This window comes from Halomonas sp. SL18_1 (assembly GCF_055755715.1).
Window position 1 is genome coordinate 3,214,854 of the sequence record NZ_JBVTRK010000001.1, and the last position, 26,355, is coordinate 3,241,208.

Consider the following 26,355-nt stretch of genomic DNA (forward strand, 5'->3'; position numbering starts at 1 on the left):
GTTACACTGTTCAGGAGTTGAGACGGCAAGGAGCTGCGCATGGGGCATGGGACGAGAAGACGGCTGCTGGGCTGCCTGCCCATTGCGGTTGCGGTGTGGGGTATGCCGGGGCTGGTCGCGGCGGAGGAAGGGGAAAACGCCGAGGCGCTGCCCACCATCACCATCAGCGCGCCGCGCCTGGCCCGGGAGCTCTACGATACCCCGGCGGCGGTGTCGGCGGTCACCCGCGAGGAGATCCAGCAGGGCCAGCAGCGGGTGCGCCTCGACGAGGCCCTCGCCCCGGTGCCTGGCCTCTTTTTGCAGAACCGCGACAACTTCGCCCAGGGCCAGCGCATCGCCAGCCGCGGCTTCGGGGCCCGGGCGCCCTTCGGCATCCGCGGCATCCATATCCGCGTCGATGGCATTCCCTACACCCTGCCCGACGGCCAGGCCCAGATCGACGCCGTGGACCTGGATAGCGCCGAGCGCATCGAGGTGATCCGCGGCCCCGCTTCGGTGCTCTACGGCAACGCCGCCGGCGGCGTGCTCGATATCACCACCGGCGACGGCAGCGAGATGCGTCGCTCCCCGGTGCTGCGCCTGCAGGGCGGCAGCCACGACTACCGCAAGCTGGCCCTGCGCCAGGGCGGCGAGCACGGCAGCTGGGTGCACAGCGTCAGCCTCTCGGCGCTGGACTTCGAGGGCTACCGGGAACAGAGCGCCGTGGAGAAGCGCCTGCTCAACGCCCGGCTGGGCTACCGCTTCGATGAGACCCGCACCCTCTCGGCGCTGGTGAACCTGCTCGACCTGCCCACCGCCGAGGACCCGGGCGGGCTGACCGCCGAAGAGGTGGCGACGGACCGTCGTCAGGCGGCGCCGGCCGCGGCCGCCCTGGACGCCGGCCAGCGGGTGGAGCAGCAGCTATTGGGGCTGCACTACGAGGATCTCGACGCCGCCGGCGGCGAGCTCAACGCCCGCGCCTTCGTCAGCCGCCGCGACTTCGAGCAGCAGCTGCCCTTCCCCGGCAATAGCCTGGTGGACTACCGCCGCCGCTACTACGGCGCCAGCCTGGATCTGACCCGGGAGGAGACGCTGGGCGAGCGGCCGCTGCGCTACGTGGCCGGGCTAGAGGTGGGCCGCCAGGAGGACGACCGCGGGCGGCGCGCGGTCACGCCCAGGGTGCGGTGAGCGCCGAGACCGCCGACGAGCAGCAGAACGCCACCGCCGCCGGCGCCTTCCTGCTGGCGGAGCTCGGGGTCACTGAGGCCCTGGAGCTCTCCGCCGGGGTGCGCCACGACCAGGTGCGGCTCTCCATCGACGACCGCTTCCAGGCCGAGGGCATCGATGCCAGCGGTTCGCGCACCTTCCGGGAGTGGACCGGCAGCCTCGGCGCCAGCTATCGCTACCGGGAGGGGCACCAGCTCTATGCCAACCTGGGCACCGCCTTCGAGACGCCCACCTTCACCGAGTTCGCCCGGCCCGACGGCGGCGGCGGCTTCAATCCCGAGGTGGCGCCCCAGCAGACGCTAAGCCGCGAGCTGGGGCTGCGCGGGCGCCTGGCCAACGGCCTGCGCTACGACCTGGCGGCCTTCTCCATACGGGTGGACGACGAGCTGGTGCCCTTCGAGGCGGACAACGGCCGCACCTTCTACGAGAACGCCGGGCGCACCGCCCGGGAGGGCATCGAGCTGGAGCTGGACTGGAGCCCGACCCTGGCCTGGCAGCTGACCAGCACCCTGACCCTGGCGGACTACCGCTTCTCGCGCTTCGCCGACGATCAGCAGGACTTCGCCGACAACCGCCTGCCGGGGCTGCCCCGCCGGCAGTGGCACAATCGTGTGACCTGGTACGGCAGCGGCGAGCGCTTCGCCCGCCTGGAGGGGCTCTATACCGGCGGCTTCTACGCCGATAATGCCAACGAGGTGCCGGTGGAGAGCCACTGGCTGGTCAACCTGCGCGGCGGCGACGCCTGGCGGCTGGGCGACGGCACCACCCGCCTCGGCGCCCATCTGGGCGTGCGCAACCTGCTCGACGAGTCGCACTTCGCCAACGTGCGCATCAACGCCAGCGGCGGGCGCTTCTTCGAGCCCGCCCCGGGGCGCACCCTCTATGCGGGGCTGGAGCTGAGTTTTTAGGCGGGAGCCGCCCGCCCGTAGGGAGCGATCAGAAGAACAGCCGGCGCAGCGCTTCGCCGGGGTCGGCTTCGCGCATGAAGGCCTCGCCCACCAGGAAGCCGTGGACGTCGTGCTCGCGCATGCGCAGCACGTCGTTGCGGGTGTGGATGCCCGATTCGGTGACCACGGTGACCCCTTGGGGAATCCGCGGCAGCAGGTCGAGGGTGGTGTCGAGGGTGGTGTCGAAGGTGTGCAGGTTGCGGTTGTTGATGCCCACCAGGCCGAGGTCGAGCTTCAGGGCACGCTCCAGCTCGCGGAGGTCGTGGACCTCCACCAGCACGTCCATGCCCAGCGTGGTGGCCTGCTGGTGCAGGTCCGCCATGCGGGCGTCGTCCAGGGCGGCGACGATCAGCAGGATGCAGTCGGCGCCGATGGCCCGCGCCTCGCTGACCTGGTAGCCGTGGGTGATGAAGTCCTTGCGGATCACCGGCAGGGCGCAGGCCTCGCGGGCGGCGATCAGGTAGTCCTCGTGGCCCTGGAAGAAGTCGGCGTCGGTGAGCACCGAGAGGCAGGCGGCGCCGCCGGCGGCGTAGCGCTCGGCGATCTCGGCGGGGTGGAACTCCTCGCGCATCACCCCCTTGGAGGGGGAGGCCTTCTTGATCTCGGCGATCACCGCCGGATCGCCCTCCGCGATGAACCGCTCGAGCGCGGCGATGAAGCCGCGGGGCGCGCTCTGGGCGTCGGCCAGGCGCAAAAGCTCGGCCTCGGAGACGGCGCGCGAGCGCTCGGCGACCTCCTCGTCCTTGCGCGCCAGGATGCGAGTGAGAATGGTCGGGGTAGCGTCCTGCGTTGGGCTCATGGCGAGATCCTGAAAGTGTACGAGGGGCGGGTCAGGGAATCAGCACCCGGGTGAAGTCGGCCAGTTCCTTCATCTTTTCCAGCGGCAGCCTGGAGGCCTGGGCGTCCTGGGCCATGGCCACGCCTTCGGCCAGGGTATCGGCGACCCCGGCGCAGTAGAGCGCGGCGCCGGCGTTGAGGGCGACGATATCCGCCGCCGCGCCTTCGCCGACCAGCGCCTCCTGCACCAGGCGCAGGCTGTCCTCGGCGCTGACCACCTTGAGCGGCGTCAGCGACTGGCGCTCGATGCCAAGCGATTCGGGCGTAATCGTATAGCGCTGGATCTCGCCATCCTTGAGCTCGGCCACCTGGGTGGGGGCGGCCAGCGAGATCTCGTCCAGGCCATCCTCGGCGTGCACCACCATCACGTGCTCGCTGCCCAGCTGGCGCAGCACCTCGGCCATCAGCGGCAGCAGCGCCGCGGAGTAGACGCCCAGCAGCTGGTTGGGGGCGCCGGCCGGGTTGGTCAGCGGGCCGAGGATATTGAACAGGGTGCGCACGCCCATCTCGCGGCGCGGGCCGATGGCGTGGCGCATGGCCGGGTGGTGGTTGGGGGCGAACATGAAGCCCACGCCCACCCGTTCGATGCAGCGCGCCACCTGGTCGGGCTTGAGGTCCAGGTAGATGCCGGCCACGTCGAACAGGTCGGCGCTGCCCGAGGAGGAGGAGACGCTGCGGTTGCCGTGCTTGGCCACGTGGGCGCCGGCGGCGGCGGCGACGAAGCTGGCGGCGGTGGAGACATTGAACAGGTTGGCGCCGTCGCCGCCGGTGCCGACGATGTCCACCACGTTCTCGGCGTCGAGGGTGACCCGGTTCATCAGCTCGCGCATCACCTGGGCGGCGGCGCTGATCTCCTCGGGGGTCTCGCCCTTCATGGCCAGGCCCACCAGCAGGCCGCCGGTCTGGGCGTCGGTGGCCTCGCCGGTCATGATCTGGCGCATCACGGCGTGGGTCTGCGCGAAGGTCAGGTTCTCGTGGCGCATCACCGCGGCGATGGCGTCTCGCATCTGCATGGACAGGCTCTCCTCTACGACTCAGGCTCGGCGCGGTTCAGCAACGCTTCAGGAAATTGGCCAGCAGCTCGTGCCCCTGGCGGGTGAGGATCGACTCGGGGTGGAACTGCACGCCCTCGATATCCAGCTCGCGGTGGCGCAGCCCCATCACCAGGCCCGGGGTGACGTCGTTCTCGTCGGTCCAGGCGGTCACCTCCAGGCACTCGGGCAGGCTGTCGGTCTCCACTACCAGGGAATGATAGCGGGTCACCTCCAGCGGGTCCTCCAGGCCGGCGAACACGCCATGGCCGTGATGGCGGATTCGCGAGGTCTTGCCGTGCATCACCTGGGGAGCGCGCACCACCTTGCCGCCGTATACCTGGCCGATGGCCTGGTGGCCCAGGCAGACCCCGAGGATCGGCAGCCGGCCGGCGAAGTGGCGGATCGCCGCCAGGGAGATGCCGGCCTCGTTGGGCGTACAGGGCCCTGGCGAGACCATCAGGTGGCTGGGCGACAGGGCCTCGATCTCCTCCAGGGTGATGGCGTCGTTGCGGTGGGTGACCACCTCGGCCCCCAGCTCGCCCAGGTACTGGACCAGGTTGAAGGTGAAGCTGTCATAGTTGTCGATCATCAGCACGGGCATGACGAAGGGTTCCTGTCTCGGTTGCGCGTATCCGGTGGCGTGGAAGGGGCTGTTGCATTCGCCAGCCGTGCAGGGACACCAGGCACAAAAATGCCGCCCCGACGGCGGCATGGTCATTCAAGACGCAGCGGTGCCGCCCTCCTTCAGGGGCGCCACCAGGGGCGAATCGAATGCGTGTAATCTGATGTGTTCATGGGCCAATAGTGCCGCCGCGGCGGCACTCCTGTCAATCCGGGGATAGTCCGCTAGAGGTTATCCAGGCCCTGCTCGGCCATGGCCACGGCGCGGAAGATGGCGCGGCCCTTGTTGAGGGTCTCCTGCCACTCAAGTTCGGGCACCGAGTCGGCCACCACCCCGGCGCCGGCCTGGACGTGCAGCTCGTCGTCCTTGATCACCGCGGTGCGGATGGCGATGGCGGTGTCCATGTTGCCGTGCCAGGAGAGATAGCCCACCGCGCCGGAGTAGACGCCGCGCTTGACCGGCTCCAGCTCGTCGATGATTTCCATGGCGCGGATCTTGGGCGCCCCGGAGAGGGTGCCCGCCGGGAAGGTGGCGCGTAGCACGTCCATGGCCGAGAGCCCCGGCTTGAGCCGGCCGGTGACGTTGGAGACGATGTGCATCACGTGGGAGTAGCGCTCCACCGCCATCTGGTCGGTGACCGTCACCGAGCCGGTCTGGCTGATGCGCCCCACGTCGTTGCGCCCCAGGTCGATCAGCATCAGGTGCTCGGCCACCTCCTTGGGGTCGCCCAGCAGGTCGGCCTCCAGCGCCCGGTCCTCCTCCTCGGTCTTGCCGCGCACCCGGGTGCCGGCGATGGGCCGAACCGTCACCTCGCCGTCTTCCAGCCGGGTGAGGATCTCCGGCGAGGAGCCCACCACGTGGTGGTCGTCGAGGTTGAAGAAGAACATGTAGGGCGAGGGGTTGAGGCTTCTCAGCGCGCGATAGAGGTCCAGCGGCGAGGCGCGGTAGGGAATCGACATGCGCTGGGAGGGCACGCACTGCATGACGTCGCCGGCCAGCACGTACTCCTTGATCTTCTCCACGGCGGCCTTGAAGCCCGCCTCGGTGAAGCCCGAGGTGAAGTGCCCCTCCTCCACCGCGCTGCGCCCGGTGCCGGGGCTGATGGTGTTGAGGGTGGCGCTGCGCAGGCGGCGCTCCAGCTCGGCCAGGCGCGCCACGCCGCGCTCGTAGGCGTCGGCCTCGGCGGGGTCGGCGTGGGTCCAGAGGGTCAGCCGCCCGGAGAGGTTGTCGAACACCACCAGGTCGTCGCAGACCATCAGCAGGATGTCGGGCACCCCCAGCGGGTCGGGCTTGTCGGCCACCTGGGCGCTGCGCAGGCGCGGCTCGATATAGCGGATGGTGTCGTAGCCGAAGTAGCCCACCAGGCCGCCGTCGAAGCGCGGCTGGTCGTCGAGCCGCGGCACCCGGAAGCGCGCCTGGAACTGCTCGATCCAGTCGAGGGGATCCGCCACCTCGGTGACGCCCTGCTGCTCGCCGTCGATGATATGGATGACCGTGAAGCCGCGCACCTCGATGCGCTCGCGACAGGGCAGCCCGATGATCGAGTAGCGCCCCCACTTCTCGCCCCCCTGGACCGACTCCAGCAGGAAGGTCCAGGGCTCGTCGGCCAGCTTCAGGTAGGTGGAGAGCGGAGTGTCGAGGTCGGCCAGCACCTCGCGGGTGACCGGGATGCGGTTGTAGCCGGCCTCGGCCAGTTCCTGAAAGCGCTCGGGGGTCATCATGCCCGGGGTCCTCTTGGCATCCTCTTGGCGGGGTGGCGATGGTGAACGAGTTCCGCAAGCGATTCAACCACGCCATCCGGCCCGCTGTCTCGCACCGGCTCGCCGTGGTTGTAGCCATAGGGCACCGCCAGGGTGCGAAAGCCGGCGGCCTTGCCCGCGGCGATATCGTGACGGGAGTCGCCCACCATCAGGCAGGCGTCGGGGGCGACGCCGAAGTGGGCCGCCGCGTGCAGCAGCGGCGCCGGGTCGGGTTTCTTCCGGGGCAGGCTATCGCCGCCCAGGCACAGCGCGAAGTGCGCCTGCAGCCCGAACCGCTCGAGGATCGGGTCGATGAAGGCGTGGGGCTTGTTGGTGATCAGCGCCAGGGGGATCCCGCGCGCCCGCAGGGCGTCGAGGCCTTCGCGCACTCCCGGGTAGAGGCGGGTATGGGCGGCAGGGTCGCGGGAATAGTGGTCCAGAAAGACGGCGTGGGCAAGCTTCAGCAGAACGCTGTCGACCTCGATGGGGCTCTCCGGCGCCTCGCTGGCCTGGATTGCAAACCGCAGCGCACGCTCCATCAGCTTGAGCGAGCCGTTGCCCACCCAGTCGCACACCTTGGCCTCGCCGGCGGCGGGCAGGTCGAGATCGACCAGGGCCGCATCCACGGCCAGCGCCAGGTCGGGCACCGAATCCACCAGGGTGCCATCCAGGTCGAAGGCCACCAGTTCGATGCCGTCGAGAATGGGGTGCATGCTCTCTCCTTGCCGACCCTCAGGATAATCGCGGCAGCCTGCTCGCTGCCTCTCCCCTAGCCAGGCCCGCTTGCGGGCGGCCGAGAAGCGCTTGATCTTCGCCTCGAGCCGCAGCGCCTCGCCGCGGCTACCAACGGGCTCATGATGCACCAGCCGCAGCGGGCCACGGCCCCGCAGCGCCTTGGCGCCGCGCCCGGCGGCGTGCTCGGCAAGCCGCCGGGTCACGTCGGTGGTGATGCCGGTATAGAGGGCGCCGCCGGCGGTCTCGATCAGGTAGAGATACCAGCCGCCCGCACCGGCTGTCGGCGCCGGGCCCGAGGAGGCGCCGCCCGACACGCGCCTCAGACCCCGGCCAGCTGCTCGCGGAACTGGCGCATCACGCTGTCGTAGCGGTGCGGGTCGGCCTCGCGTCCGGCGCCGAACACCGCCGAGCCGGCCACGAAAGTGTCGGCGCCGGCCCGGGCGATCTCGGCGATATTGTCGACCTTCACGCCGCCGTCGATCTCCAGGCGAATGTCATAGCCCGAGGCGTCGATCCGCCGCCGCGCCGCACGCAGCTTGTCCAGGGTGCCAGGCAGGAAGGACTGGCCGCCGAAGCCGGGGTTGACGCTCATCAGCAGCACCATGTCGACCTTGTCCATGACATGGTCGAGAAAGGAGAGCGGTGTGGCCGGGTTGAACACCAGCCCCGACTTGCAGCCGCCGTCGCGAATCAGCTGCAGGGAGCGGTCGATATGGTCGGAGGCCTCGGGGTGGAAGGTGATATAGGTGGCGCCGGCGTCGATGAAGTCGCCGATCAGCCGGTCCACCGGCTTGACCATCAGGTGAGCGTCGATGGGCGCGGTGACGCCATGCTTGCGAAGCGCCTCGCAGACCATGGGCCCGATGGTCAGGTTGGGCACGTAGTGGTTGTCCATGACATCGAAATGAACGATGTCGGCACCGGCGGCCAGCACGTTGTCGACCTCTTCACCGAGACGGGCGAAGTCGGCGGACAGAATAGAGGGGGCGATCAGGAAATCGCGGGTCGCATCGGTCATGGGGCATCCAGGCTGTCGCTCGGGGAAGGCGGTATTCTAGCAGGAACCTGCGTAGCCCGGGGAGGGCGTCACCCCGGCGGCAAGGCGCACAGTGAGGTGGGCAAAGCCCCACAGATATATCTCCAAATCGAATAAAAAACGTTATTGTAATTCCCTTGAGGCAGGTTTACCCTTGACCCTCAATGCTTCCCAGAATGGAGTCACCGGCATGTCCCTGCTGTCGACCTTTCGCCGCACCGCGGTTGTCATCGCCCTGGGCGCCAGCCTGACCACACCGGCGCTGGCCGCCGACCGCGAGCTGCTCAACTCGTCCTATGACATCGCCCGCGAGCTGTTCTCCGCCATCAACCCGGAGTTCCGCGAGTGGTGGCAGGCCGAGCAGGATGAGGCCGTGGCCATCAGCCAGTCCCACGGCGGCTCCTCCGCCCAGGCCCGGGCGATCCTGCAGGGGCTTCGCGCCGATGTGGTGACCTACAACCAGGTGACCGATGTCCAGGTGCTGGCCGACGCTGGCCTGGTGGCCGAGGACTGGCAGGAGGCGCTGCCCAACAACGCTTCGCCCTACTACTCCACCACCGCCTTCCTGGTGCGTGAAGGCAACCCCAAGGGCATCGAGAGCTGGGACGACCTGGTGCGCGAGGACGTGAGCATCGTCTTCCCCAACCCCAAGACTTCCGGCAACGGCCGCTACACCTATCTGGCCGCCTGGGGCTTCGCCGACCGAGCCTTCGACGGCGACGAGGAGCAGATCCACGACTTCATGCGCACCTTCCTGCGCAACGTGGCCGTGTTCGACACCGGCGGCCGCGGCGCCACCACCAGCTTCATCGAGCGCGAGCGCGGCGATGTGCTGATCAGCTTCGAATCCGAGGTCAACAACATCCGCGGCGAGTACGGCGAGGACGACTACGAAGTGGTCGTGCCGCCGCTGAGCATCCTGGCCGAGTTCCCGGTGGCCGTGGTTGCGACCAACGCCGAGCGCAACGGCACCCAGGACCTTGCCCAGGGCTATCTCGACTACCTCTACACCGAAGAAGCGCAGCGCCTGCTGGCCGGCTTCAACTACCGCGTGCACCACGAGACGGTGGTCGAGGAGTTCGCCGAGCAGTTCCCCGAGACCGAGCTGCTGCGGGTCGAGGATGTCTTCGGCAGCTGGGAGCAGGCCATGGAGGAGCACTTCGCCGGCGGCGCCCTGCTCGACCAGCTGCAGCGGCGCTGAGCGAGACCAGCGTTGCTTCCTGAAGCCAACGTCATGAGCCGCCTGCCATGAGCACCCGCGCCCTCCCCTTCGGCCTCGGCAGCGCCCCCAAGCGGGTGCTGCCGGGCTTCGGCCTGTCGCTGGGCATCAGCCTGATGTTCGTCTCGCTGGTGCTGCTGCTGCCGATGACCGGCCTGTTCGGCCAGCTCGCCGAGCTAACCCTGGCCCAGTACTGGGCGATCATCACCGACGGCCGGGTGGTGGCCAGCTACACCGTGACCATCGGCGCCGCGGCGGTGGCGGCGGTGGTCAACGGCGCCTTCGGGTTGCTGCTGGCCTGGGTGCTGGTGCGCTACACCTTTCCCGGCAAGCGCCTGCTCGACGCCCTGATGGACCTGCCCTTCGCCCTGCCTACCGCGGTGGCCGGCATCACCCTGGCCACCCTCTACGCCAGCAACGGCTGGATGGGCCGGCTGCTGGAGCCGCTGGGGCTGCAGGTGGCCTATACCTGGGTGGGCATCGCCCTGGCCATGGCCTTCACCAGCATCCCCTTCGTGGTGCGCACCGTTCAGCCGGTGCTCGAGGATTTGCCGGTCGAGGTAGACGAGGCCGCCCTGACCCTGGGCGCCAGCGATGGCGTGGCCTTCCGGCGGGTGATCCTGCCGCATCTGTGGCCGGCGCTGGTGACCGGCACCGGCCTGGCCTTCGTGCGCTCGCTGGGCGAGTTCGGCGCCATCATCTTCATCGCCGGCAACATGCCCTACGAAACCGAGATCACCGCACTGATGATCTTCGTGCGGCTGCAGGAGTTCGACTACGCCGGCGCCTCGGCCATCGCCTCGGTGGTGCTGTTCGTCTCCCTGGCCTTGCTGCTGGCGATCAACGTCTGGCAGGGCCGCTTCATCAAGCGACTGCATGGAGGGCGCGGCTGATGCAGCGAATCGGTGATGCGCCCTGGGTGCGGCGCCTGCTGATCTTTGCGGCGGTGGCGCTGTCGGCGCTGTTCCTGCTGCTGCCGCTGGTGGCCATCTTCGCCCAGGCCTTCGCCCAGGGCGTGGCGGTGTTCTGGTCCAACGTCAGCAACGAGTACACCGTGGCGGCCATCGGCCTGACGCTGTTCATCGCGCTGCTGACCATTCCGGTCTGCCTGGTGTTCGGGGTGGCCCTCGCCTGGCTGGTGACCCGCTTCAGCTTCCCGGGCCGGCGCATCCTGCAGACCCTGATCGACATCCCCTTCGCGGTGTCGCCGGTGGTGGCCGGCCTGATCTACCTGCTGCTCTACGGCCGCAACGGCTGGCTGGGCGCCTGGCTCGACACCCACGACATCCAGCTGATGTTCGCCTGGCCGGGCATCCTGCTGGTGACCATTTTCGTCACCTGCCCCTTCGTGGCCCGGGAGCTGATCCCCCTGATGCAGGCCCAGGGCTCCCGCGAGGAGGAGGCCGCGGTGACCCTGGGCGCGCCGGGCTGGACCATCTTCCGCCGGGTGACCCTGCCCAACATCCGCTGGGCGCTGCTCTACGGGGTGATCCTGACCAATGCCCGGGCGGTGGGGGAATTCGGCGCCGTCTCGGTGGTCTCAGGGGCCATTCGCGGCCAGACCAACACCCTGCCGCTGCACCTGGAGCAGCTCTACCAGGACTACAACACCGTGGGCGCCTTCGCCAGCGCCGCCCTGCTGGCACTGATCGCCCTGCTCACGCTGGTCGCCAAGGCCAGCCTGGAATGGCGCGCCGCGCGCCGGGAGGTTCATGCATGAGCATCCGTCTTCAGAACATCGCCAAGCACTTCGGCCGCACCTGCGCCCTGGAGCCGGTGAACCTGGATATCCGCGACGGCGAACTGGTCGGCCTGCTCGGCCCCTCGGGCTCCGGCAAGACCACCCTGCTGCGCATCATCGCCGGCCTGGAAAGCGCCGACCGCGAGCCCGCCGGGCGCATCCTGTTCGGCGAGCGCGACGTGACCCAGGTGCATGTGCGCGACCGCCGCATCGGCTTCGTCTTCCAGCACTATGCGCTGTTCCGCCATATGACGGTGTTCGACAACGTGGCCTTCGGCCTCACCGTGATGCCGCGCAGAGCCGCCCCACCAGCGGCGAGATCCGCGCCCGGGTGCACCGCCTGCTGGAGATGGTGCAGCTCGAAAGCTTCGCCAAGCGCTACCCGGCTCAGCTCTCCGGCGGCCAGCAGCAGCGCGTCTCGCTAGCCCGCGCCCTGGCCCTGCGCCCCGACGTGCTGCTGCTCGACGAGCCCTTCGGCGCCCTGGACGCCAAGGTGCGCCAGGACCTGCGCCGCTGGCTGCGCCACCTGCACGACGAGCTCAACTTCACCAGCGTCTTCGTCACCCACGACCAGGAGGAGGCCCTGGAGCTCTCCGACCGGGTGGTGGTGATGAGCAACGGCCGCATCGAGCAGATCGACACCCCCGACGCCCTCTACCGGGCGCCGGCCAACCGCTTCGTGTTCGAGTTCCTGGGCGACGTCAACCACCTGGAGGGCGAGGTGCGAGACGGCATCCTGACCTGCGGCGATGCCCACCTCTCGGTGGAGCTCCCCGACGGGCCGGAAGAGCTGCTGCTGCGCCCCCACGAAGTCAAACTGGCCACCGCCCCGACCCGCGAGGCCCATCTGCCGGTGACGGTGACCGCCATCTCCCCGGTGGGCGCCGAGGTGCGGGTGGAGCTGGCCGCCGACTGGCTCTCCGAGCCGTGGCTGGCCACGGTGCGCCACGCCGACTTCGAACAGCTGAACCTGACCCGGGGCCAGCGCCTGTTCGCCGTGCCGCGGCGCTGGCACCGCTTTCCCGACCCGACCGACCCCGCCCTGACCCCGGAAACCGCCGACGCGCTCTCCTGAAGCAGCGCGTCAGTTAATGGAGGCGGCGCTGGGCGCGGGCTGCTCTTGCCAGCGCTGCCGAACCTGCAGGATCTCAGGAAGCGCGATCAGGAAGGCCTCCACCAGCGCCGGGTCGAAATGCTTGCCCGCCTGCTCCCGGATCAGCTGGGTCGCCTCCTCCACCGGCCAGGCCTTCTTGTAGGGGCGCTCGCTGGTGAGGGCATCGAAGACATCCGCAATGGCGACGATACGTGCCGCGAGGGGAATCTGCTCGCCGGCGAGCCCCTTGGGGTAGCCGCTGCCGTCCCACTTCTCGTGATGACAGAGCGCCACCTCCCGCGCCATCGCCATCAGGTCGGAGCCGTCCTCTCCGATGATCCGGGCTCCGATTTCGGCGTGGCGCTTCATGATCTTCCACTCCTCGGCGTCGAGCTTGCCCGGCTTCTGCAGGATGGCATCCGGGATGCCGATCTTGCCCACGTCGTGCATGGGAGAGGCGTTGAGCAGCGTATCGGACCAGGCGGCGCCCATGCCGCAGGCCAGGGCAATCAGGCGTGAATAGTGGCTCATGCGAATCACATGAAGTCCCGTCTCGTTATCCTTGTACTCCGACGCCCGCCCCAGCCGCTGAACCACTGCCAGCCGGGTCTCCACCAGCTCGTCCAGCTGCACTAGGGAGAGGTGGTTCCGCACCCTCGCGCGCACGATGGGGGCGCTGACCGGCTTGGTGATGTAATCCACCGCGCCGAGATCGAAGCCCCGGATTTCGTCCTCCACGTCGGAGAGCGCGGTCACGAAGATCACCGGGATGTGGCGGGTCTGGGGGTCCTGCTTGAGGGCCTGGCAGACCTCGTGGCCCGACAGGCCGGGCATCATGACATCCAGCAGGATCAGGTCCGGCCGCTCGGAGCGGGCGATCCGTCGTGCCCGCTCGCCATCCCGGGCGAAAAGCAAGCGGTAGTCGCTGGCGAGAATGTTCTGCAGGACCTGCAGGTTGGCAGGTTCATCGTCCACGAGCAGCAGCGTCCGGGTATCGGTCAGCATCGGCATCCTCAGCGGGGCGGTAGGAACTGGGTCAGGAGTCGGGCGGCTCTCTCCGGCTCGAAGTCGGCGAGCGCCTGCGTGGCCTCGCTCAGGGCCGGTTCAGGCAGAATCGTCTGGATCAGGGGTACGGCCTGGTCGGGCACTTCGCCGTGGTCGAGCTGCTCGATGAGCGCCTCGATGGCCTGCGGGCTCGGCGGCGGGCAATCGGGCGGCTCGCTCTGCGCCTCGTCCGGCTGACGGTCGAGCCACTGCTCGGCGGCCCTGAAGCGCTCGGCGAGCTGCTGCCACTCCAGGCCGCCGACGACGTCTCCCTGCTGAAGGGTAAGTTCAACAGTGGCCAGCGCGGCGGCCAGGTCGCGGAACCCCAGGTTGGCGGCGGTTCCCCGCAGACGGTGCGCCAGCGCCTGGGCGCAGGAGCGATCCCGCTCATGGTAGAGCTCCGAGGGCCGGCTGTCAGGCAGGGTCAGAAACCGTCGAGCGGCTTGCCGGTGAGCGGCCCTGTCCGGCCAGAGCTGCTCCACCACGGTGGCATCCACCACCCCCTCATCCTCCGGCGCCGCCCCCCGGGCGCAATGACGTCCAGGCCCAGCTGGCGGGCGATCTCCGCGGTCAGCTCCGGGACGTTGATGGGCTTGGTGGCGAAACCGTCCATCCCGGCGCCCAGCGCATCGCGCCGGTCATCCTCCAGGACGCTGGCCGTCAGCGCAATCACCGGGGTGTGCGACAGCTCTTTCTCCGCCTCACGCCGGCGAATTTCCCGGGTGGCCTGGTGGCCGTTCATGGTCGGCATCTGGACATCCATCAGCACCACATCGAAGGTCTGCTCGGCGAAGCGGGCCACGGCCTCTTCCCCATTTTCGGCCGTGATCACCCGATGCTGGCGCTGCTCCAGGAGGGTCTTGAGCAGCACCAGGTTCTGGGAAACGTCATCCGCCACCAGCACCTTCAAGGGTGGCAGCGGCGTCTCCCTATCCGGTGTGTCGTCCATGACGACCGGCTGCCCGATCGCCAGGGGAGGCTGACCTGGAAGCGGGTCCCCGCCCCGGGCGTGCTCTCCACGGTGATCCGCCCGCCCATCAGCTCCGTGAGCTGCCGGGCGATGGTCGTACCAAGACCGGTGCCGCCGAAGCGCCGGGTCATGCTGGCATCGGCCTGGGCAAAGGGCTCGAAGATCGTGTCGATCCGGTCGGCGGGAATCCCGATGCCGGTATCCGCCACCTCAAGCGTAACGTCCCCGCCGTCGGCATGACGCACCCGCACCGTGACACCCCCGGCCTCCGTGAACTTGACCGCATTGCTGATCAGGTTGAGCACCACCTGCTGGATGCGCAGCGGGTCACCCCGGAAATACTCCGGCGCCTGATAATCCAGTTCGAGGTACAGCCCCTTGCGTTGTGCATTCAGCGACTGGGTGGCGACGACCTGTTCGCAGACGGCGTGCAGGGAGAAATCCTTCTCTTCCAGCTGGGTATGCCCACCATCGAGCTTGGCCGTGTCCAGAATGTTATTGAGCAGGGCCAGCAGCGACCGGGCGGAGTTCCTGACAGTGTCCAGGTGCTTGGCCTGCACCGGCTCCAGCGGTGTCTCCAGTACCAGGTCGGTGAACCCGATGATGGCATTCATCGGGGTACGGATCTCATGGCTCATATTGGCCAGGAAGCTGCTCTTGGCTTCGGCCGCCTGCTCGGCGACCTCCTTGGCCCGACGCAGGTCGTTCTCCATGCGCACTCGCTCGGAGATATCGGTCACGAAGCCGACGAAGGTGCTGCGCCCGTCGACGCGCGCCTCCCCGATGGCCAAACGGACCGGGATCTGCTGGCCATCCTTGCGCACCGCCATCACCCGGCGGCCGGTGCCGATGATCTTTCGTTCACCGGTGCACAGGTAGTTGTCCAGATAGCTGTCGTGGGCACCGCGATGCGGTTCCGGCATCAGCATGCTGACGTTCTTGCCGAGCACCTCATGAGCCCGATAGCCCAGAATCCGCTCGGCGGACTGGTTGAAGGAGAGCAGGGTGCCACGCTCCGATATCTTGATGATGCCGTCGACGGCCGCATCCACCGTGGTCTGCAGCTCGCTGGCGACCTCCTGGCTGTGGCGATAGAGGCTGCGGTAGCGCGCAATGGCGTTGACGCTGGCGGCAAGCAGGCTGCAGGCCACGGCGATGAAGGCGATCGCCAGCGCCAGCACCGTGTGGCGCTGGCTTCCCGGCATGAAATCCGCTGCCGAGTCCCCGATGAAGCGCGCCGCCTCCATGGCGGTGTAGTGCATGCCGGCAATGGCCAGCCCCATGATGCCCGCGGCCAGCAGGCGCCGGCGGCTCCCTTTCAACCCGAACCGTTTCCTCAGCCCGAAATTGGCCCAGAGCGACAGGGTACCTAGCCCCACCGCCACCAGGATGGAGAGCGCAAAAAGCCCGGGTCGTAGCGCAGCGCGGGGCCGATCTCCATGGCCGCCATGCCCAGATAGTGCATCGCGCCGATCCCCGAACCCACCGCCAGCCCCCGGCCGCCAACCGCACCCGCGTCAGGTCATGGCGCGACAGCAGGCTGAGGGTGACCCAGGAGGCCAGCAGGCTGGGCAGTGCCGACAGGGCGGTGATTCCCGGGTGATAGTGCACGTGGGTCGGCATTTGAAACGCCAGCATGCCGATAAAGTGCATGGACCAGATGCCAAGCCCCAGCGAAGCCGACCCGCTCGCCAGATGCAGCCGCAGCATGAACGGCGAGCGACTGCGCCGAGCGGCAGCCGCCAGCGTCAAGGCCATGTAGGAGGCCCCGATGGCGATGGCCAGGGACAGCGCGACCAGCCAGAGATTGTACTGACCGGTGACGAGCTTCTCGGGCGCCGGGCCGAGTACGAAGAAATGATCCAGTGAGAGCAATGTCGAGACCTGTCAGCGTGAGTCAGCGGCAAATGGGAGGTGGCACCGAGGGTGACCAGGCGCGTTGTCTCCGTTATCGGCACGCAGCATGGCCAGCTTGAGCGGGGATACCTGCGATGGGGGTCGACACGACAGGCTGTTGCGGCTTTCGCGACATGGCTATACTCGGCTACCCCATGCCATGACCCGGGAGAATCAGGATGCCTCAATGCCATCTCGTTCGCCGCTGGCAGCGTGCTGCCAGCCTGCTGCTGGTCAGCCTGCTGCTGGGCGGCTGCGCCAGCCCCCACTACCTGCAGCTCGATCCCCGGCGCAGCGCCGAGGTGCCGACCAGCGGCAGTGGCCAGGCCATCACCGTGATGGCGGTGGACCAGCGCGACGGCGAGGTGATCGGCACCCGCACCGGCAGCGCCATGTCCACCGCCACCATCAACGTCAGCGCCCATGAGCTGGTGCCCCGGCTGCAGGCCGAGGCGGAGCGCGCTCTGCGCGACATGGGCTTCTCGCCCACCACCGAGCCCGCCGAGGGGCGGCCCAGCCTGACCCTGACCCTGATGCATCTGGGCTACGAGCGCGGCCAGAGCCGCCCGGTGATCGACGAGGCCCGCCTGGAAGCGGTCTTCGAGGCCAGGGCGGTCAACCGCAGCACCACCTACACCGGCACCTACACCTCGCGGCGCACCCAGACCTATGCGGTGCGCCCGGACCGCAACGCCAACACTCGCATGCTCAATGAGCTGCTCTCCAACGGGCTTGACCGAACCTTCCGCGACCCCGAACTGGGCCAGCTGCTGGCACGCTGAACTCGGTGGGCCGGGGCCTTCGTCGAAGCGTCGAACCGCCGGCGGAGCCGGCCTCCCACACTGCATGTCCTGCCAAGACGGAAGCGACAAAGATAGGGGTCGGGAAGGGCTGTGCCCTCCCCGCCCTCCGAACCGTGCGTGCGGTTCTCCCGCACACGGCTCTCCAGTCGATGGTTTTCCTCATCGGGATTGGCTCGCGTACCGCCAGGCTCCGGCTAGGGTGAAGAGCCCTGCGGTCGCGAAGAACGTATTCGACCAGCGCCATGTGTCCGACCGGGTGTTACCACGCCCGGGCGCTTCTCCTGCTTGCGCAGCATGGCCCGAAGACGTCGACGAATGAAGCCATCCAGAGGCCGGAACGTCGTCCGATAGGCATGCTGGAAGTAGCCGAACCAGCCTCTCAGCATGGGGTTCAGCGAGGCAATGACGTGCCGCAAGCTCTTGCCTTCCGTCCGCCGCGTCTTGCTTCTCACCTTGTCCTTGAACGCCTTGAGGCTCTTCTTACGCACCCAGCGCCTGCCCGCCTCGAAGCGGTAGCCTAGGAAGTCGAAACCCTGTCCCTTCTGCCGGCAATCGCCGACGTGGGTCTTGTCAGGGTGCAGGGTCAGGCCATTCGCCGCCACCCATTCCTGTACGTGGGCCAGGGCTTGTCGGGCCTCCTGCTCACTGTGGCAGAGAATGACGAAGTCATCGGCATACCGCACCATACGGTAGCCGTGCTGTGTCACTTCCTGGTCCAGCGGATGCAGGTAGACGTTCGCCAACAAGGGGCTGATGATCACTCCTTGTGGCGTCCCTGACGTGGGGGTCCATCGGCTCATGTCGCTGACAATATCCTGGCTCAACCAGCTTCGTAGCAAGGCCAGCAGTCGACCGTCGCTGATCCGTCCCTCGACGCGGGCCATCAGGCGGTCGTGCGGGATGCTATCGAAATAGCCTTGCAGATCCGCATCCACCACCCAGGTCATGCCCGCCTTGAGCGCCTCATCAACGTCTCGTAAGGCATCCTTGCAGCCTCTGCCCGGCCGGAAGCCGTAGCTCATCGGCAGGAACTCATGCTCGAAGATCGGTTCGATCACGCGCTTGACCGCTGCCTGGACAATACGGTCCTTGACGGTCGGAATGCCCAGCGGGCGCATCTTGCCGTTGCCCTTGGGGATCTCGACGCGTCGCACCGCTTGCGGGCGGTAACACCCCGCTGCCAGGTCGGCCTGGAGCTCCTCAAGGTAGCGTTCGGCCTGCGACGCAAAGCGGGACACGCTTTGCCGATCGACACCCGCCGCTCCCTGGTTGCGGTAGACCTGCAGCCAGGCACTGACCAGGGTCGACGAGCGGTATACCTTGTCGATCAGACTGAACCACTTACGTCCTTTGACGCCGTTATCCAGCGCCGCCAACATGCGGTCCGTCCAGATCGAGCGGTCAATCCCTGCCATCGTGGCGGGTGTTGACGCATCTTGTTTAACCCCATCGTGGGGCACTGTCGATGCTGTGCTGTCGCGTTCGCTCATCTCTGGTCGTCTCTCGCATCCATCTTCCTGCCTCCCTTCCCTCGGCGCAGGTTCTGTTCTCTGCGCCTCCTGTGCGGCGCCTTGGCGGTAGGCAGAGTCCGCGCTCCAGCATCTCTCGATCCCGGCTTTCGCCGGGATGAGCCGTGGCCAGGGCGTGATCCGCACGCCGGGTACTATGAAGGCTCTGACTCCTGGCCGCTGTCACCTCGGCTGCCAGGTCTCCCCGTTTATCTCGTACACCCTTCCTGACGTTCCGCCTCCAACCACCTGGCAGGTCCCGTCGTCGCTTTGTCCGCCATACCAGCGCGACGGGTGAGTTTCAGGCTTCGCTATCTCCCAGCGAGCTCGCCACCTGACCCGGCCGAATCGAGTTCGTCATCCTACGGACCGCCAGTTCGCCTCCGGTTGCTTCCCACCCCGCCTCGCGACGACGCAGTTACCTTTGGCTACGGGGCCATGGCTTACCCCGATGCGGACTCTCACCGCACTGTGTGCACGCCTTCTCGGGCGCACTGGAGGGAGCTTCAGCTCGCGAAGCAGCGCGCAGCGCTGCCGGTATTGGGCGCCTGCGGCGCCTTCGCTGGGCAGAGCCGGCCTCCTATACGGCGCCTTCGCCCGGCGGAGCCGGCCTCCCACAAAAGTCCATCCGGGCCGGCCATCCACCTAAACCTTGGGCCCTCGGCGAACCATGGCCCAGACGCTCTCTCGAAAGCCGCTGCCGGGCTCCGGAGCGCCGTCCTCCAGGTGGGTGACCTGGAAGTTGGGCTCGAACAGCTCGCGCACCTCCGCACCCGACACGCTGTAGGGTGGGCCGCCGGCATCCCCCGGCGCCCGCTCCAGGCTGATCAGCAGCCCCCGGGCGCCCGGGGGAATCAGCTGAGCCAGATGAAAGGCATAGCGCTGGCGGGTGGCCGCCGGCAGGGCGATCAGGGCGGCCCGGTCGTAGAAGGCGCCGATCTCGGCGGCCTGCTCGATATGGAAGTGGAAGAAGTCGCCGCACCACAGCTCGACGCTGCCCTGGCGACAGATATCGAAGGGCGCCTGGCGATAGCGCGAGATCTCGCCGACCCCCTCGGCGACGAACTGCTCGATGGCCTCGGACGCCAGCTCGATGCCCAGCACCGGATGGTCATGCTGCGCCAGCCAGCGCATGTCCAGGCTCTTGCCGCACAGCGGCACCAGCACCTTGGTGCCGGGCCTGGCCCCCAGCAGGGGCCAGTGGCGGATCAGCGCCGGATGGGTCTCATCGCGGTGAAAGCCGATGCGCCCCTCGCGCCAGCGGTCGAGCCACTCCTTCGCCATATGGCCTCCGTCAGAACCAGCGGTCGTTTCTGCGCTTCTTGCGGGGCAGGTGCGGCACGATCAGCCCCACCAGCAGGCCCGCACCGGCCACCCCACCGCCGTACATGAAATAGCGCATCAGCAGGTCCTCCTCCTGGGTGTCCAGGCGCGCCTGCAGCTGGCGGATGGTCTGGCGGGACTGCTCGGCCTCACCGTCGAGCTCGCGATTGCGGGCCTCGAGCTCGCCGATGCGCTGCTCACGCACTTCGAGGGTCTCGGTCATCGTCGCCACCCGGTTCTCCCAGGTCTCGTTGATGCTGCCCAGCTCCGCCTCGAGCTCTGCCACCTGAGCTTCCAGCTCGGGCAACTGGACCCGCGCGCTGGGGGCGTCCTGGAGTTCGTTGCTCTGCACCCAGACGGTGTTGCCCTCACCGTTTTCTACCCGGCTGTAGTCGCCGCTGGTCTCCAGCACCTGGACCGGCTCGCCAGCGGTCAGGGTGCCGATGATACGGTAGCCGTCGGTGGGGCCGCTGCGCACCCAGGTGGTCAGCTCGTCGGAAACCCAGTGGGTGGCGCCGTCGTCGGTCTGGGCGTGAAGCGGCAGGGCCGCCAGCCCCAGGGTCACACCCACCAGAAGGGTCTTGAATCTGTACATCATCATGCCGTAGTCCTGACTATCGAAGGCTCACATGCGGCGTCATTGCTGCCGCGACCCGTATGCCGTCGCAGAACCTCCCGTTCCGGCAACGACCGATGAGACTGTTATCTCTCGTGCTGATCGTTTTCCACAGCTTCTGTGGACAACTATCGGGACAACCGCTGGAAAGGCGCCCAAGGCCGCGACGGGGGCGGCCACGGCGACGGCTGATCATTCGCTGACCAGCGCCCTGCTGTCTCGGCGTCCGATGCAAGCCGCCAAGGGTACCACAGTCGTGGGACGACAACGCGCCTGAGCTGGCCCCGCCGCGGGGCCTTCCGTATAATACGACCACCTTCGAGAACGGCTTTCGGCCGCACTCCCGCGACACTCCACTCACCGGTGACGCTTGCGTCGGGCAACCGACCAGACTCTATTCTTATGGCGAAGAAACTCTTCATCAAGACTCACGGCTGCCAGATGAACGAGTACGACTCCGCGCGCATGGCGGACCTGCTCGGCGAATCCCATCAGCTGGAGCTGACCGACGACGAAGGCGATGCCGACGTCATACTGCTCAACACCTGCTCGATCCGCGAGAAGGCTCAGGAGAAGGTGTTCCACCAGCTCGGCCGCTGGAAGAAGCTCAAGGAGGCCAACCCCGACCTGGTGATCGGCGTGGGCGGCTGCGTGGCCAGCCAGGAGGGCGAGGCGCTGCGCAAGCGGGCGCCTCATGTGGACATGGTGTTCGGCCCCCAGACCCTGCACCGGGTGCCCTCGATGCTCGACGCCCGCCAGCAGAACCAGATCTCGGTGGTGGACGTCACCTTCCCGGAGATCGAGAAATTCGACCACCTGCCCCAGCCCAGCTCCGACGGCGCCACCGCTTTCGTCTCGGTAATGGAGGGCTGCTCCAAGTACTGCACCTTCTGCGTGGTGCCCTACACCCGTGGCGAAGAGGTCTCGCGGCCCTTCGAGGCGGTCATGGACGAGGTGATCCACCTGGCCGATCAGGGGGTGCGGGAGATCAACCTGCTGGGCCAGAACGTCAACGCCTATCGCGGCGAGAATCAGCTCGGTGACGAGATCGACCTGGCCGAACTGATCGCCTGCGTGGCGGCGGTGGAGGGGATCGACCGCATCCGCTTCACCACCTCCCACCCGGTGGAGTTCTCCGACAGCCTGATCGAGGCCTACGGCGAGATTCCCGAGCTGGTCAGCCACCTGCACCTGCCGGTGCAGGCCGGCTCCGACCGCATCCTCGCCGCCATGAAGCGTGGCCACACCGCCGAGGAGTACGTCGAGAAGCTGGAGCGTATCCGCGCGCTGCGCCCGGATATCAGCTTCTCATCAGACTTCATCATCGGCTTCCCCGGCGAGACGGAAGCGGACTTCGAAGCGACCATGGACTTGATCGGTCGCATCGGCTTCGACCACTCCTTCAGCTTCGTCTACTCGGCGCGCCCCGGCACCCCGGCGGCTTCGCTGGACGATGACACGCCGGAAGCCACCAAGAAGCAGCGCCTGGCGATCCTTCAGGAGCGCATCAACCAGCAGGCGATGCAGATCAGCCGGCGCATGGTGGGCACCACCCAGCGCATCCTGGTCAGCGGCTTCTCGCCCAAGGACCCGGGCCAGCTCTCCGGACGCACCGAGAACAACCGGGTGGTCAACTTCCGCGCCGCCAACCCGGTGGAGCTGATCGGCTATTTCGTCGACGTGGAGATCACCGAGGCGCTGCCCAACTCGCTGCGCGGCGAGCTGGCCTCGCCCGAGATCTACTGAAACAGCCGGAGAGCACCACCCGGGCTGATCCGGGGCAAGCCTGCGGAGGAGGCGCTGTAAACCCATCCCTGGGCGCTACCGACGCCATCCCTGGCGTAGGACCTCCTCTTCGGCTCGCCCCGGCGCCCCTCACCCCAGTGCCATTATCGCCCCGGCGACCGCCGGGGCAGTAAGCTGAGCCTACATTCATCCTTTACGGACCGCCCTGTCTTGAGCCAACCTGCCTCTCAGGCCAACCGCATCATCACCCTGAGCCTTGAACCCAACGATCCCCAGCGCCTGGCCAACCTGTGTGGCCAGCGCGACGAGCACCTCAAGCTGGTCGAGTCACGGCTCGGGGTCACCCTGCGCAACCGCGGCAACGTCTTCCAACTGGCCGGCCCCGGCCCGCGGGTCAAGGCTGCCGCCAACGTGCTCGAACACCTCTACCGCGAGGCCGAGGCCAGCGACCTCTCGCCGGACACCGTCCACCTGTTCCTGCAGGAGTCGGGCCGCGAGGCCCTGGACGAAGAGGAAGGCATCGAGGACGACGAGGTGCTGCTGCGCACCCCCAAGGTGCTGATCAAGCCCCGCGGCGCCAACCAGCAGGGCTACGTGCAGAGCATCCGCGCCCACGACATCAACTTCGGCATCGGCCCGGCCGGCACCGGCAAGACCTACCTGGCCGTGGCCGCCGCGGTGGAAGCGCTCAACCAGCAGGAGGTGCGCCGCATCCTGCTGGTGCGCCCCGCCGTGGAGGCCGGCGAGAAGCTCGGCTTTCTGCCCGGCGACCTGGCCCAGAAGATCGACCCTGACCTGCGCCCGCTCTACGACGCGCTCTACGAGATGCTCGGCTTCGAGCAGGTGGGCAAGCTGATCGAACGCCAGGTGATCGAGATCGCCCCCCTGGCCTATATGCGCGGGCGCACCCTGAACAACGCCTTTATCATCCTCGACGAGAGCCAGAACACCACCCGCGAGCAGATGAAGATGTTCCTGACCCGCATCGGCTTTGGCTCCACCGCGGTGATCACCGGCGATGTCACCCAGGTCGACCTGCCCCGGGGCCAGAGCTCGGGGCTGATCCAGGTGCTCGAGGTGCTCAAGGACACGCCGGGGATCGGCGTCACCCACTTCGCCGCCAAGGACGTGGTGCGACATCCCCTGGTGCAGCGCATTATCGAGGCCTACGAGAGCTTCGAGGCCGACCAGGAGGTCGAGGAGCGGGCCCGCCGCGAGGCCCGCGAGCGTGAGCGGGAAGAGCGCCGGGAAGAGCGGCGCGATGAACGCCGCCGCGGCACCGCCCAGGACGACGACGCCAGATGAGCGCGCCCCCACCATCGACCGACAGGTGGCCCTGGCCACCGCCGAAGACGCGCTGCCGACCCCGGCGGCGCTGGCGGCCTGGGTCGGCGCCGTGCTGGCGCGCCACCCGGACGAGGAGCGCCACGAGGTCACGGTGCGCTTCGTCGACGCCGACGAGAGCCGCACCCTGAATCGCGACTACCGCGGCCGCGACAAGCCCACCAACGTGCTCTCCTTCCCCTTCGACAGCCCGCCGGGCCTCTCACTGCCGCTGCTCGGCGACCTGGTGATCTGCCATCCGGTGGTGGTGGAGGAAGCGCGAGCACAGGACAAGCGCCTGGAAGACCACTACGCTCATCTGGTGGTGCATGGCACCCTGCACCTGCTGGGCCATGACCACCTGGAGGATGACGAGGCCGAGGCCATGGAGCAGCTGGAGCGCGAGATTCTGGCCGGCTTCGGCATCGCCGATCCCTATGCGGCGCCCGACCCCGTGGGCGGCGAGCGACACATCGATACCGAGGACATGAGACGCGACCCATGAGCGAAGACCGAACGACCGGCCAGGCCGGGAAGTCCTGGCTGGACAAGCTGCTCGGCGCCCTCTCCGGGGACAGCGACGAACCCAGCTCGCGGGCCGAACTGATGGAGTTTCTGCGCCAGGCCGGCTCCCGGCTCAAGCTGGAAGAGGACGCCATGATGATCATCGAGGGCGCCCTGCAGATCAGCGATCAGCAGGTGCGCGAGGTGCTGATTCCCCGCTCCCAGGTGGCCGCTATCGCCGTCGACCAGCCCCCCGAAGAGTACCTGACGCTGATCTTCGAGACCGGCCACTCCCGCTACCCGGTGATCGGCGAGAATCTCGACGAGGTCAAGGGGCTGCTGCTGGTCAAGGACCTGCTCAAGCTGCTGCCCTGCACCAGCGAGGAGCGCGAGCGCTTCCGGCTCGAGGACGTGCTGCGCCCGGCGATGTTCGTGCCCGAGTCGAAGCGGCTCAACAGCCTGCTCAAGGAGTTTCGCGACACCCACAACCACATGGCGGTGGTGGTCGACGAGTACGGCGGCACGGCGGGCATCGTCACCATCGAGGATATCCTCGAGCAGATCGTCGGCGACATCGAGGACGAGCACGACACCGACGAGGATGACGATATCCGCGAGCTGGGCGACGGCCGCTACGCCATTCGCGCCCTCACGCCCATCGAAGACTTCAACGAGCGCTTCGGCACCCGCTTCCCGGATGACGAGTTCGATACCGTCGGCGGCCTGGTGATGCAGCGCTTCGGTCACCTGCCCGGGCGCGGCGAATTCGCCGATCTGGGCAGCTGGCGCTTCACCGTGCTCAACGCCGACAACCGCCGCATTCGCCTGCTGGAGGCGAGCCCCTGCGACGAGCTCAACCAGGACGAGTGATCGACCGCCAGACCAGGGACGACCCATGAACGAACTGCGCTTCTCTCCCCGCCTGGGCTACCTGGCGGCGCTGGCCGCCGGGGTGCTCACCACCCTGACCGCCTCCCCCTTCGAGCTGTGGTGGCTGGGCCCGGTAGCCGCCGGCCTGGTCTATCTGGGCATCCACGCCCTGACGCCCGGTCAGGCCGCGCTGCGCGGCTGGTGCTACGGCGTCGGACTGTTCGGCTCGGGGGCCTCCTGGGTGTACGTCTCCATCCATGACTACGGCTACACCGGCGTGCCCCTGGCGCTGTTTCTCACCGGGCTGTTCGTGGCCAGCATGGCGCTCTATTTCGCCGCCACCCTGTGGCTCTATCGCCGCCTGTGCGGGCCTCGCCTGGCATTTCTCAGCTTCGCTGGCGCCTGGGTGCTCGGCGAATGGCTACGTACCTGGCTGTTCACCGGCTTCCCCTGGCTGCTGCTGGGCGCTTCCCACGTGGACTCGCCGCTGGCCCCCTGGGCGCCTATCGGCGGCGTCTATGCCCTATCGTTGATCACCGTGCTCTCGGGCACCCTGGCGGTGGAGTTCCTGCGTCGACGCTGGTGGGCTACCGCGCCGGTGGCCGCACTCTGGCTCGCCCCCTGGCGCTGCCGACCCAGTGGACCGAGCCCGCCGGGGAGCCGCTAAAGGTGGCACTGCTGCAGGGCAACCTCGACCAGTTGATCAAGTGGACCCCCGAGGGGCAGCGCATCGCCGCCAACACCTATCTGCGCCTGACCCAGGAGCAGGAGGACGACGTCGACCTGATCGTCTGGCCGGAGGCGGCGCTGCCGATGTTCGAACAGGAAGCCGCACCGATCCTCGAACGCGCCCAGACCCACCTGGCCCCGGGCACCGCCCTGCTGACCGGCATCCTGCAGCGCGACGGCGACGGGCTCTACTACAACAGCGTGATCGGCCTGGGCAACGCCGAGGGGCAGTATCGCAAGGAGCACCTGGTGCCCTTCGGCGAGTTCCTGCCACTGGAGAACCTGCTGCGCGGCACCATCGCCTTCTTCGACCTGCCGATGCCGGCCATGACCCGCGGCCCCGCCGGGCAGCCACCGATGCAGGCCGCCGGCACGGTGATCGGCAACGCCATCTGCTACGAGATCATCTACGCCGACCTGGTGGCCGAGCGCGCCCGGGATGCCGAGCTGCTGCTGACGGTCTCCAACGACACCTGGTTCGGCGAGTCCATCGGCCCGCTGCAGCACCTGCAGATGGCGCGGCTGCGCGCCCTGGAGAACGGCCGCTACGTGGTGCGCGCCACCAGCAACGGTGTCACCGCGATCATCGACCCCCAGGGCCGGGTCACCGCCCGCGCGCCCCAGTTCGAGACCGTCGCCCTGACCGGCGAGGCCACCCCCATGCAGGGGCTGACGCCCTTCACCCGCACCGGCAGCTGGCCGGTGTGGCTGTTGGCCGCCCTGCTGGTCGCCCCGGGGCTACGGCTCCGCAACGTAAGCCGTAAGCCGTAAGCCGTAAGCCAGATAGTTAGCAAGACACTGGGCGCTACCCCTT

General features: G+C 68.1%; 25 protein-coding genes and 4 pseudogenes. 13 read left to right on the forward strand and 16 right to left on the reverse strand.

The window, feature by feature from the left end:
- Positions 1-39: 39 nt before the first annotated feature.
- Together ACSJDS_RS16370 and ACSJDS_RS16375 are read left to right on the forward strand one after the other, a co-directional pair.
- Positions 40-1,167: a TonB-dependent receptor plug domain-containing protein gene (locus ACSJDS_RS16370; RefSeq protein ID WP_473034174.1), complete on the forward strand. Its 1,128-nt coding sequence runs from the start codon at positions 40-42 to the stop codon at positions 1,165-1,167.
- The gene (locus tag ACSJDS_RS16375; RefSeq protein WP_473034175.1) at positions 1,164-2,114 is read left to right on the forward strand and encodes a TonB-dependent receptor domain-containing protein; all 951 of its coding nucleotides are present in this window, start codon (positions 1,164-1,166) and stop codon (positions 2,112-2,114) included. Before ACSJDS_RS16370 ends, ACSJDS_RS16375 begins: the two co-directional genes overlap by 4 nt.
- A gap of 28 nt (positions 2,115-2,142) precedes the next feature.
- Here ACSJDS_RS16375 and trpC read toward each other — a convergent pair whose 3' ends face one another.
- The 7 genes and pseudogenes from trpC to rpe form a co-directional block, all read right to left on the reverse strand.
- Positions 2,143-2,952, reverse strand: a complete 810-nt coding sequence (gene trpC, locus ACSJDS_RS16380; RefSeq protein ID WP_473034176.1) for an indole-3-glycerol phosphate synthase TrpC — start codon at positions 2,950-2,952, stop codon at positions 2,143-2,145.
- 31 nt (positions 2,953-2,983) lie between these two features.
- Positions 2,984-4,003 (reverse strand): anthranilate phosphoribosyltransferase, encoded by a 1,020-nt coding sequence (gene trpD, locus ACSJDS_RS16385; protein WP_473034177.1) that lies wholly within the window; start codon positions 4,001-4,003, stop codon positions 2,984-2,986.
- A gap of 37 nt (positions 4,004-4,040) precedes the next feature.
- A complete protein-coding gene (locus ACSJDS_RS16390) occupies positions 4,041-4,625 on the reverse strand; it encodes an anthranilate synthase component II (protein WP_473034179.1) in 585 nt (194 codons plus the stop codon).
- Positions 4,626-4,870: 245 nt separating this feature from the next.
- Positions 4,871-6,364: an anthranilate synthase component I gene (trpE, locus tag ACSJDS_RS16395; RefSeq protein WP_473035051.1), complete on the reverse strand. Its 1,494-nt coding sequence runs from the start codon at positions 6,362-6,364 to the stop codon at positions 4,871-4,873.
- Complete coding sequence (locus ACSJDS_RS16400; protein ID WP_473035052.1) at positions 6,364-7,098, reverse strand: phosphoglycolate phosphatase; 735 nt, start codon at positions 7,096-7,098, stop codon at positions 6,364-6,366. Before ACSJDS_RS16400 ends, trpE begins: the two co-directional genes overlap by 1 nt.
- Before the next feature lie 87 nt (positions 7,099-7,185).
- Positions 7,186-7,434 (reverse strand): annotated as a pseudogene (locus ACSJDS_RS16405) (GIY-YIG nuclease family protein); the annotation flags it as partial.
- Positions 7,435-7,439: 5 nt separating this feature from the next.
- Complete coding sequence (gene rpe / locus ACSJDS_RS16410) at positions 7,440-8,138, reverse strand: ribulose-phosphate 3-epimerase (protein WP_473034180.1); 699 nt, start codon at positions 8,136-8,138, stop codon at positions 7,440-7,442.
- A gap of 208 nt (positions 8,139-8,346) precedes the next feature.
- Between rpe and cysP the strand changes: the two genes are divergently transcribed.
- The 5 genes and pseudogenes from cysP (at position 8,347) to ACSJDS_RS16435 (ending at position 12,191) form a co-directional block, all read left to right on the forward strand.
- Positions 8,347-9,357: a thiosulfate ABC transporter substrate-binding protein CysP gene (cysP, locus tag ACSJDS_RS16415; protein WP_473034181.1), complete on the forward strand. Its 1,011-nt coding sequence runs from the start codon at positions 8,347-8,349 to the stop codon at positions 9,355-9,357.
- 47 nt (positions 9,358-9,404) lie between these two features.
- On the forward strand, positions 9,405-10,268 hold the full coding sequence (gene cysT, locus ACSJDS_RS16420; protein ID WP_473034182.1) for a sulfate ABC transporter permease subunit CysT: 864 nt from the start codon (positions 9,405-9,407) through the stop codon (positions 10,266-10,268).
- Entirely contained in the window at positions 10,268-11,095 is an 828-nt protein-coding gene (gene cysW / locus ACSJDS_RS16425; protein WP_473034183.1) for a sulfate ABC transporter permease subunit CysW, read from the forward strand. Before cysT ends, cysW begins: the two co-directional genes overlap by 1 nt.
- Positions 11,092-11,531 (forward strand): annotated as a pseudogene (locus tag ACSJDS_RS16430) (sulfate/molybdate ABC transporter ATP-binding protein); the annotation flags it as partial. The gene cysW and the pseudogene ACSJDS_RS16430, both read left to right, overlap by 4 nt.
- A gap of 195 nt (positions 11,532-11,726) precedes the next feature.
- Positions 11,727-12,191 (forward strand): TOBE-like domain-containing protein, encoded by a 465-nt coding sequence (locus ACSJDS_RS16435; protein WP_473035053.1) that lies wholly within the window; start codon positions 11,727-11,729, stop codon positions 12,189-12,191.
- A gap of 9 nt (positions 12,192-12,200) precedes the next feature.
- Here ACSJDS_RS16435 and ACSJDS_RS16440 read toward each other — a convergent pair whose 3' ends face one another.
- The 6 genes and pseudogenes from ACSJDS_RS16440 to ACSJDS_RS16465 form a co-directional block, all read right to left on the reverse strand.
- A complete protein-coding gene (locus ACSJDS_RS16440) occupies positions 12,201-13,214 on the reverse strand; it encodes a response regulator (RefSeq protein WP_473034185.1) in 1,014 nt (337 codons plus the stop codon).
- 8 nt (positions 13,215-13,222) lie between these two features.
- The gene (locus ACSJDS_RS16445; protein WP_473034186.1) at positions 13,223-13,753 is read right to left on the reverse strand and encodes a hypothetical protein; all 531 of its coding nucleotides are present in this window, start codon (positions 13,751-13,753) and stop codon (positions 13,223-13,225) included.
- Entirely contained in the window at positions 13,678-14,202 is a 525-nt protein-coding gene (locus tag ACSJDS_RS16450; RefSeq protein ID WP_473034187.1) for a response regulator, read from the reverse strand. The genes ACSJDS_RS16445 and ACSJDS_RS16450 overlap by 76 nt, the downstream gene beginning before the upstream one ends.
- Positions 14,160-15,545 carry an ATP-binding protein gene (locus tag ACSJDS_RS16455; protein WP_473034188.1) on the reverse strand — a complete coding sequence of 462 codons (1,386 nt, stop codon included), beginning with the start codon at positions 15,543-15,545 and terminating at the stop codon, positions 14,160-14,162. The genes ACSJDS_RS16450 and ACSJDS_RS16455 overlap by 43 nt, the downstream gene beginning before the upstream one ends.
- 47 nt (positions 15,546-15,592) lie before the next feature.
- Entirely contained in the window at positions 15,593-15,709 is a 117-nt protein-coding gene (locus ACSJDS_RS16460) for an MHYT domain-containing protein (RefSeq protein ID WP_473034189.1), read from the reverse strand.
- A 20-nt stretch (positions 15,710-15,729) separates the two neighbouring features.
- Positions 15,730-16,098, reverse strand: a pseudogene (locus ACSJDS_RS16465) (MHYT domain-containing protein); the annotation flags it as partial.
- Between the two features lie 200 nt (positions 16,099-16,298).
- On the opposite strand from ACSJDS_RS16465, the gene ACSJDS_RS16470 reads away from it, so the two are divergent.
- Positions 16,299-16,901, forward strand: coding sequence for a YajG family lipoprotein (locus ACSJDS_RS16470; protein WP_473034190.1), 603 nt, complete (start codon positions 16,299-16,301; stop codon positions 16,899-16,901).
- A gap of 215 nt (positions 16,902-17,116) precedes the next feature.
- On the opposite strand, the gene ltrA is transcribed toward ACSJDS_RS16470, so the two are convergent.
- The 3 genes from ltrA to ACSJDS_RS16485 form a co-directional block, all read right to left on the reverse strand.
- A complete protein-coding gene (gene ltrA / locus ACSJDS_RS16475; RefSeq protein ID WP_473034191.1) occupies positions 17,117-18,412 on the reverse strand; it encodes a group II intron reverse transcriptase/maturase in 1,296 nt (431 codons plus the stop codon).
- A gap of 663 nt (positions 18,413-19,075) precedes the next feature.
- Positions 19,076-19,714, reverse strand: coding sequence for a thiopurine S-methyltransferase (locus ACSJDS_RS16480; protein ID WP_473034192.1), 639 nt, complete (start codon positions 19,712-19,714; stop codon positions 19,076-19,078).
- Between the two features lie 10 nt (positions 19,715-19,724).
- Positions 19,725-20,351, reverse strand: coding sequence for a TIGR04211 family SH3 domain-containing protein (locus ACSJDS_RS16485; protein ID WP_473035054.1), 627 nt, complete (start codon positions 20,349-20,351; stop codon positions 19,725-19,727).
- A gap of 420 nt (positions 20,352-20,771) precedes the next feature.
- Between ACSJDS_RS16485 and miaB the strand changes: the two genes are divergently transcribed.
- The 5 genes and pseudogenes from miaB (at position 20,772) to lnt (ending at position 26,312) form a co-directional block, all read left to right on the forward strand.
- On the forward strand, positions 20,772-22,115 hold the full coding sequence (miaB, locus tag ACSJDS_RS16490) for a tRNA (N6-isopentenyl adenosine(37)-C2)-methylthiotransferase MiaB (RefSeq protein WP_473034194.1): 1,344 nt from the start codon (positions 20,772-20,774) through the stop codon (positions 22,113-22,115).
- Positions 22,116-22,325: 210 nt separating this feature from the next.
- The gene (locus tag ACSJDS_RS16495) at positions 22,326-23,420 is read left to right on the forward strand and encodes a PhoH family protein (protein ID WP_473034196.1); all 1,095 of its coding nucleotides are present in this window, start codon (positions 22,326-22,328) and stop codon (positions 23,418-23,420) included.
- On the forward strand, positions 23,377-23,943 hold the full coding sequence (gene ybeY / locus ACSJDS_RS16500) for an rRNA maturation RNase YbeY (RefSeq protein ID WP_473034197.1): 567 nt from the start codon (positions 23,377-23,379) through the stop codon (positions 23,941-23,943). Before ACSJDS_RS16495 ends, ybeY begins: the two co-directional genes overlap by 44 nt.
- A complete protein-coding gene (locus ACSJDS_RS16505; protein WP_473034198.1) occupies positions 23,940-24,812 on the forward strand; it encodes an HlyC/CorC family transporter in 873 nt (290 codons plus the stop codon). The genes ybeY and ACSJDS_RS16505 overlap by 4 nt, the downstream gene beginning before the upstream one ends.
- Before the next feature lie 25 nt (positions 24,813-24,837).
- A pseudogene (lnt, locus tag ACSJDS_RS16510) lies at positions 24,838-26,312 on the forward strand (apolipoprotein N-acyltransferase).
- The last annotated feature ends 43 nt before the right edge of the window (positions 26,313-26,355 follow it).